Annotated in this window: 5 protein-coding genes; 3 read left to right on the top strand and 2 right to left on the bottom strand. The window is 49.9% G+C overall.

Going from position 1 to position 8,811, the window contains the following annotated elements; translation table 11 throughout:
* Positions 1-675: 675 nt before the first annotated feature.
* On the top strand, positions 676-1,680 hold the full coding sequence (locus tag KKD83_09265) for an ABC transporter substrate-binding protein (GenBank protein MBU2536333.1): 1,005 nt from the start codon (positions 676-678) through the stop codon (positions 1,678-1,680).
* A gap of 495 nt (positions 1,681-2,175) precedes the next feature.
* On the opposite strand, the gene KKD83_09270 is transcribed toward KKD83_09265, so the two are convergent.
* Together KKD83_09270 and KKD83_09275 are read right to left on the bottom strand one after the other, a co-directional pair.
* Positions 2,176-3,621, bottom strand: coding sequence for a fibronectin type III domain-containing protein (locus KKD83_09270; protein MBU2536334.1), 1,446 nt, complete (start codon positions 3,619-3,621; stop codon positions 2,176-2,178).
* A 134-nt stretch (positions 3,622-3,755) separates the two neighbouring features.
* On the bottom strand, positions 3,756-5,486 hold the full coding sequence (locus KKD83_09275) for a FecR family protein (protein ID MBU2536335.1): 1,731 nt from the start codon (positions 5,484-5,486) through the stop codon (positions 3,756-3,758).
* Positions 5,487-5,820: 334 nt separating this feature from the next.
* Between KKD83_09275 and KKD83_09280 the strand changes: the two genes are divergently transcribed.
* Positions 5,821-6,012 (top strand): hypothetical protein, encoded by a 192-nt coding sequence (locus tag KKD83_09280; GenBank protein ID MBU2536336.1) that lies wholly within the window; start codon positions 5,821-5,823, stop codon positions 6,010-6,012.
* A gap of 24 nt (positions 6,013-6,036) precedes the next feature.
* On the top strand, positions 6,037-8,811 hold a 2,775-nt coding region (locus KKD83_09285), incomplete at its 3' end, for an N-6 DNA methylase (protein ID MBU2536337.1).

Consider the following 8,811-nt stretch of genomic DNA (forward strand, 5'->3'; position numbering starts at 1 on the left):
AGAAAAAAGGTCAGAGCGGCGGTGGGGCATGAGCCGACCCAGGAGAACTGGCAGTACTATTGCGAACTGCGACAGGAAGAAAAGAACAGGCAAAATGTTCGTCAGCAGGAAGCAGACCGTGAGAAACTCCGCCGTCTGGTGTTTGGCGAAGACGATAATAATTCCAAAACCAGCTAGGGAAGGACGCTATGGCGGACAGTATTACTGCTTAGTCTTCAATACTGTCCGCCGTTTTCAAAGCTAAAGCGGACACTAAGGACGGATCGGACGATTTTTCACGGGAAAGAGAAACAATTACGTTTTTCGACTTCTTCAGATGTCCCAAGATACTTATTTGCCACCATTGAAGAAATGGCGAAAGCCTGATTTCTTGTCCTTACGCTTATTCTTCAGGGAAAGGTGAAAAATATTCGCTGAATAGACGATTAACCTAAGAGTTGCTCACCTTAACCCAATAATGGTGAAAACTATGTCACGAAATATTGCTTTTTCCTCTAACTTAGTACTATAATCTGCTACGGAAAGAGCGGGTTGAGCAGCTAGCCTACTGGTTGCTCGGCTTTTTCATAGACACGATAGAATAACTCTCAGCAAGGCCTGCGTCTCTGAACTGATCGTCTATTAAAATTAGGGATATTATAGGGTTCAGGTTTTTATAGGTGAAGGGTTGTTTCAATGAAAAAGAACAGTATTGTACTGGTAGCCATTCTGGTGGTATCAGCACTGCTCGCCGGTTGTGGAGGAGACGGCAAAATACCCACTCCAGCACCAACACCAGAACCGACGCCGACACCGATGTCCTTTACTGATGATGCCGGCAACGTTGTCAACCTTCTCAGGGTTCCTCAACGAATTGTGTCTATTGGTCCCATGATTACTGAGATTCTAGTAGCACTTGGAGCGTCCGAAAAAATCGTGGGCGTGGACGACTTCTCTCAATGGCCTTCTACGGGAATTCCCATCCCTCGATTGGGAGAACCTTTCGTTCGGGGAGATGTAATCAGCCCCAAATTGGGAATTGATCCCGATGCGATTGTGGCTTTACATCCAGACATGGTTATTGCGAATGTCGGATCTTGGGTGCGTGCCTCTGAGGGCGTGCCTTGGGGTTCGCAATTCCCGTTTCCCGGCTTGGATAAGGCTGGAATTCCCACCGTGTGTCTCAACCCAGTGGTAGGTGTGACCGGGACGCTAAAAAGGCTCCTTTCTCTTGGAGCAATCGTTGGGGAATCGGATAAAGCTAACGAGTTAGTGACAGCCTATGAGAAGCGGAAGCTGGCTGTGTTGGAGAGAGTGCAGGACCTACCAAAAGTGCGTGTCGTCCTCGCTTGGGGTCATGGTGGTGGTCCCCCGGCGCCTGGGCCACCAGTGACAGAGGACGACCCGTTGAGCGAACTCATCCAACTCGCAGGGGGAGTCAATGTTTTCACTTCCAGCCCCGAGGACAAAAATATGGTACAGCAAATCTCTCAAAACCCATTCACACTGGAGCCCTATATAGCCAAAAACCCCGAAGTGATACTGGTATTAGGTGGTCTGGACCAATGGCAATTGGACAGGCCTGGCTGGGAGAAGGTGGATGCGGTACAGATAGGAAGGGTTCATGCGATTGGCGAGATAACGCCACTTACGGTCCTTGATCGGTTAGAGGAGATTGCTAGACTACTGCACCCAACGTGAAGAGAATATGAGTGGTTGCTTCTCTACTGCTGATGGTTCGTGAGCGCCGTCAAGCAGACAACATATTAGCATACACTGAGGTTATCGTAGCTTCCAGCAAGGCCTGTGCCTCTAAGCTTATCTCCTATTGAAATTGGATGGCAGAGTCCGTTGACCCTTTTTCAGTTCCTCAGATGTCGCAAAATGCTATTTCGTTACCTATCGCAGAAAAGCCAGATTATCCGACTTACTGTAAAGACTGTCGAAGCAATCTCAACACTTGGAAGCGAAATTGTTTCATCCTTCTTTTTAAGAGTGAAAACAATAACAGCAAAAAACACTGAGTGCAAATAGAACTGCCCTTTTGGGTATTGATAGCCAATGAGAAAAGAGTATACTACCAATTGGTAGTTACTAGTACGCTGACTCGTCGTCTGCTAAGGATGATGCATATCAGCACGGTTTTGTCAGGCTTGCGGAGCTCAGTTGCCTCAGGGTCCCAACCGCTTTCTTACATTAACTCCCCGAAGTAAAGTATTGCGGGTCACTAAAGCCTTCGGCCAGCTTGCGTCCATTATGCAATATCACGTATCTGACCCTGGTCTGTATCGACTGAGGCGGAAGTTTAAGTTGCAGGGTCACCTCGCGGGTTTCTTCCGCGGGTATATCTACGGTTGTTTCAGCTTGAGCCCAGCACTTTCCGGCGCCTGCTTCGAGTTCGGCATAGACCGTAACGCCCATCGCAGGTGCCGTGCCGTCATTATAAATTGTTAGATTTAAGGGCATGGTGCCTGTGAAATTAGGCCAGCCCAGGTGAGAGCAACCCAGAGATGGCATCGGGACCAGTTCCCAGACATAGGCCGCGCGTTCAAACCCTGGAGGAACATCGCCTATTTTCCACCCGGTGTTTGTGGTCTCAGCATAGAAGTAGTTCTTTCCATTATATTTATAGACTTTCCCATACATGTTGCCAGTATCGGCTATGCCGACTGCCCAGTGTTCCCCGCGATACTCTAATAAGACGGCTTCATACTTCATGCTGCTAAGCAACTGAGCCAGCAGGAAAGCATGGTCCTCACAGTCTCCAGTGCCATCAGCTAGGGTCTCTATTGGATATCTGGGGTAGTCCTGAAGAGCGGTGGTGTCAATATCAGTGCTGTAGGGAATAGTCTGCACAAATAAGAGGGCTAATTCCACCATTTGTGCATTGGTAAAACGGAGTTTTTGTCCTTCTTCCATTAATTCAGCAACCAGCGCCTGGAAGAAGTTATCGTCCAGACTGTGGGTCACATAAATGGAGTAATCAATAGTACGGGGCCGTGCCTTATCATGTAGAACCTGGTAAATCTGCCTGGGAATCTCAGCATCCCATTCCCACTCAATACCCTGACACTTCCATCTGAACTCGTGTATTATAGCTTTATCAGGTGCAGAAATCAAGGTGGGAACATCTAAAATCACACGTTTGGTCGGTATGGCACTCGCACAAATCACCCGTTTGTTTTCGTTACCACTCTGGTCTACGGCAGTCACGGCAAAGTAGTATTGCGTTGACGGTTCTAGTCCGGCCACCAGATACTTATAATTATCAATGCCTTTTATCTGCTGGCCGGGTTTCATCCCGGTGACATCTGTCATAGCTGACTTACTTACGAATACGTTATAGTGCCCAAAGTCTGCCGCTGTGCTTTTATCCCAACTGAGGACGGCTTTCCCATCCAAATCATCAGTAGCAATCAGGTTGTTTATCGCTGGCGGCGGAGTCGTGTCAGGTGTAGGTGTAGGTGTAGGTGTGGGAGTGGGTGGGGGTATGGGTATGGGTATGGGTATGGGTATGGGCGTTGGTACAGGCGTGGGTATAGACGTTGGTTGCCAGCATCCGGCAAGTGACACGACTATTAATATTAAAGTGACGAGTATCCACGGTAGATGCCGTGATCGTAACGGCGACTTATTCACCATTTTCGACCCACAATGAGACATTCCGGTCCCTAATTACTCTTGTCGCCAAGAGATAATATATCCATGGTACCTGGTTGTCAATCTCCCAATTAGAGTTTCGGGCCATTGTCTACTGATGTTTCTTTGACTGGAACTCACGTTCTACCATGTCTACGCCTCAGGAGAAGAGCGAAAATCAATGCCATAACTATGACTATAACTGCAACTACGACCATGACTACGGTCCCAATGCCCGATGGAGCCCGAACAACAGGCTGCTCACCGGTGGCAGCCGAGTCTTTCTCCCACCATCTATCAATCGTCTCGGGCCAGACTACTTTGACTTTTCCAAGCATGTCTTGTTGGGTAAGCCCCCCGGGAATGCTGGGAAGGACAACCATTTGACGTGCTGGTAGCGATATACCGGCGTTACTGGTGAGGTCTCGAACTTCAACAAACCCCTCTAATACCATCACTGTGGTTGTGCCATCCTCGTCCACATTCACCGTGAATTCAGTGCCGCGAACAGAGGCGACGGCGATAGGAGTTATAACTTCAAATTTTTTGAGCTTCTTTTGAATGGATACCCATATTTTGCCTATTAAGAGTTCAAAACTTTCCTTGTCCGGACCCCGTATTGTGAAGCTGGTCCTTGGACCGAGGTCAATCAGGCCACCATTTGGGAGTTCTATTGTTACCTTACCGTTGTCCTCCGTTCTTATCTCGTCACCCAGCTTTAGAACAGTTTGGTCGTATTTCGTCCATTCATCTACTCCCCCCTTCCGGACATACACTTCCCCGGATATGTCGGTAAGTACAGTCCCCTCCGTGAGCTTGGTCGGTGGCGTCACCGGCGGCTCGGTCGTTGTGGTTAGGACAGAATGGGATATTCTTGTGAGGCTCCAGCTCTTGCCCTTCATGTTATACTGGTACTGCTCAAGAGGATAAGCAAGGTCAATGTTTGAGAAAGGGCCTGAAGGGGTGACGCCCATCCAGGTGCTGCCCGACAGCGTCTGCCCTGTAAGACTCACCGAGAGATCACCACTTGCTTTCGCGACTGTCAAAGGAGTGACTGTATAGAGCTCGGCGCCGTTCGGGAAAAAAATTTGAATTCCCATATACGGTCCCGAAGGGTTCATAGTTGTTGTTGGCGGGTCCGCGGGTAAGCGTGCTGCTGAATTTGGTGCAGGGGTAATGGCGCTCGGTCCGGTACCAAAATTCGGGTCGCTACAGTAGACGCTCGTGACTAAAGCAAATATCTCTACGTCATATGGCCCTGCGAGACTCTTAAGAGTCACCGTGAGTGTGAATGAGCCTGTTTTCCATTCGCCTTCCACAAATTCCGAGTATTCGTGACCCGGCACCTTCTCCAGCCGGTTTTCCCGGTACTCATAATTGAACGTGCCTGTGTATGTCCCGTCATAAGGGGAGGTAGAGGTAATAGATGGATTGACAACACTAGGAGTCTCCGGTTTCGTAACACTCATTGGGGCCGCGGAGACCGGCTTAGTTGTATCAACGCCCCGCAGGTTCACCACCTCTTTACCATAGGGAAAATCAGTTAGCAGCTCCGAGGCTTCCATAGTGAGACTGGATGGAAGATTGTCCTCGGTGTCCAGCGGGGCAAATCCTCCAATAGTGCTGTCCAGGGTTAGAGTCAATCCGGTAAGTGGCACCCCGCTTCCTATATTGGCGTGCCACTCCTTACTGCCGGTCACTTCACCGTTGGTAAAGGTATCCTCAGGCGAATCGTAAATCCAATAGGTGCTAAACTGTGCTCCAACCTTTGCTTGTTGAGCTACGGCTGTGGGTGCTAGAGGCAACGCCGTAACTACAGCCATAGCAAGAAAGGCTGCGGTAATAACCAGGGGTACCAGCTTTTTCATTTAACACTTCCCCCGCACGCTTATTGTAAAGCCACTTAAAGCCAGTGTCAATAAAATCATTCCTTCAGGCTTCCTCTGATTCGCTCAAGTCACGCGAACTGCACATTCCGCTAAATCGTGCAATAAGGTAACAATTTACTATTATATTACCCGAAGTTCAAGCCAACTTCACGATCTTACGTTTTGGTTGAAGGTAAAGTCATGGGTACGCTCGAGTGATAGTCCAGCAGTCTTGTGGAGAGCAGCTTGCCTTCGACTTACGCGAGGTATTAATCTCGACAAAAAAGGGCCCGGTATCTTGACAAGCATGTTATATATGCTATACTAGCTATATATGACAAGCAAGAATAGCAAAGTCAAGGTAGATAGCAAGATTAACACCGATAGCAAGGTTAAGATGCTCCGGAATCCGGATGAGACCCTCTGGCGGCAGGTTAAGGCGCAGGCAGCCTTGGATGGCGTTACCCTAACCCAATGGGTAGAGGAGGCTATTAGGATTCGCCTAGCACAGGAGAGCAATGAGTAGGACCCTACCCGCTTTAGAGAGACTATGCATACCAACGAAACACTGAAGTTAAGGGGCGAACTCCAGAACTACGGCATGAATAGCAGCAGTATTCGGCTATTCAGCGATCCCCCATCCCCCGAATTATTGGATTATCTAGATTTGATCGAAACAAAGAAACCAGATGATCAGAAAGGTGTACTTCCAGATGGTGTTGCGGAAAGCCAGGGGCGTCCGTTGCTTTTCTTCGTTAACGAGAGCCGACTCTCGCTTTCTCCCGAAGAAAAGGAAGACAAATTTGGACATCTCCGCCGCATCCTCGCCTGCCGTGGCGACCGTGCTTATCTCGCCCGGGTACGCCCTGGCGAACTGTCGGTTATTCCTGTCAGCCTCGCTGATAGAACCCCAAAGTGGAAACTCTACCACGCAAGATCCGGCGATGCGATGACGTTCTTCTCTCGATTGGCTCAAGGCCAATTCGACGGGGAAGGCGAACCCGACAAGGCGGATTTCGTGTTCAGCGAGATGTACAATCTTCTGAAGGAAGGCGCTGATCGTCTTGCCGAATTAATCGAACCGGCAAATGTCCTATCGCTTCTTGGTCGTGCGTTATTTTTTCGTTTCCTCTGTGATCGAAACATAGTCACTGAACAGGATACGAAACGCATTGCTCCGCAAGCTAGCAGCTTAATGGACTGTTTCAGCAACGCAGAAAACGCGCATGCGACCAGCCAGTGGCTCGACCAAACGTTCAACGGTGACTTCCTACCACTAGATGATGGCGGCAGCCGTACCTTCTTTGGTATGATGGCTAAAAGTTCAGATACAGTCTTTTTTCATTTAAGCGCAATCGTCCAACGCTTAAAACCAATTGGAACACAAGCTTACCAGACAAAGCTGGAATGGAGCGACTTCGATTTCGCGCATGTGCCCGTCGGTTTGCTGAGTCAGGTTTACGAGGCGTTTTGCTGGAAGTGGGAACATCGCAATGCGAAGGAAACAAGTATCTACTACACACCGAGAAGAATCGCAGCAATCCTGGTGGACGAGGCTTTCGATGGCCTCCCCAAAGCACACGAGGCACGTGTGCTCGATCCCGCCTGTGGTGCAGGAGTGTTCTTGGTATTGGCTTTCCGACGTCTTTATCGCGAGCGGTGGAAAGCCATCGAGCGACCTGACACCAAGGCTATCCGGGAGATTTTAGAAAAGCAGATCACTGGCTTCGACATTAGCGGTTCTGCTCTGAAGCTCACGGCACTCGGTCTCTACCTTACGGCCATTGAACTTGACCCAAAGCCAATTCCGCCAGAAAAGTTGCGCTTCAAGGAGCTGAACAATCTTGTACTGTTCAACCATCGCCGCCAAGATGTTGACCAAGTCGATGGCCCGGTCATTGGATGTCTTGGTGAACATGTTGGCAACCGATTTGACGGGCAGTTCGAGCTGGTGCTCAGCAATCCCCCGTGGACAAGCTTGTCGAAGGACTATAAGTCACTCGCAGCCGAACTCACCGCTGTGAGCAAGGCCATCATCAATCGCAAAGGTGAGACTGTGATGGCACGCGACTACCAGAATCCCGATTTTGCGCCGGACCTACCGATCCTTTGGAAATCCACCGAGTGGTGCAAGCCCGGCGGACGCATCGCAATGGCGTTACCTGCCCGAATTCTCCTCAAGCAGGAAGATATCCCGAGCCGCGCACGGGAAACAATGTTTCGGCTCATCGAAGTTACGGGCATCGTCAATGGTATGAATCTGTCTGACACAGAAGTCTGGCCGAGGATGAGCCAACCGTTCCTGCTCTTCTTTGCACGAAATAGTCGCCCCCAAAATAGTCATGTTATCCACTTCATCACTCCACAGTATGATAAGGTGCTGAACCGTAAGGGTGAAGTTCGGATCGATTCTAAATCGGCTCAGTCAGTCGAGGTCGCGGCGACCTTCGATGAACCGTGGCTTTGGAAGGCACTCACCATTGGAACACCGTTAGACACTGAGGTAATTCGGCGTCTTAATGCAGGAGGTGGAAAGTCGCTTGAAAGTTATTGGAAAGGCGACCTTGGGCTGGATAGCGGTTCCGGATACATGGTCAAGGCTAAGCAGCATCAGCAAGACGCCAGTTTTCTGCACGATTTGCCCGACCTATCGCAGGTCCCAGTTGGCACGTTTACGGTCAATCCATCGGGTTTGCCAAAATTCAAGCGTACTACCGCCTGTTGGCCTAGACATCGAGACCTCTATCGGGCTCCACTCGCCTTGATGAAACAAGCCCCTGGACCTGATAGGACCCAGGGATGGGCACTCTTGAGTCTTGCCGATGTCGCGTTCAACCAGAGCCTACATGGTTACTCCGGTGCCAAACACCATGAAGGTACATTGCTGGTTCAGTACCTTCATCTCTTTGCACACTGCAATATCCGCATCTACTATGCACTCATCACTCGGCCAAGATTCGGTTCTGAACGACGAGTGCTCGACAAGGGAGACCTCGACGAATGTCCTGTCATCCCCTTGGATAAGCTCAGGGCAGAGCAACGACAAATGATCCCTTCTCTGTCAAAGCGGCTGGCCGAAAGAGACCAACGGGTATTCGATGAGATAGATGCCTTCTTCGGCAAACTCTATGGCTTGGACGAACTCGATCTCGAAGTCATCCGCGATACGCTTGACGTTGGCCTACCGTACGCTAAATCGCGGGCGCGTGCGTGTGGTGTACCAACAGATACGGAAACTGAGACATTCCGACAGCGTTTGGAGATGGTGATTCGACCGTTCTTCAAGGTGCTTGGCAAGGATCCGCAGGTTATCGTGTGGAAACCG

The organism is Chloroflexota bacterium (assembly GCA_018829775.1).
Taxonomy (GTDB): domain Bacteria; phylum Chloroflexota; class Dehalococcoidia; order Dehalococcoidales; family RBG-16-60-22; genus E44-bin89.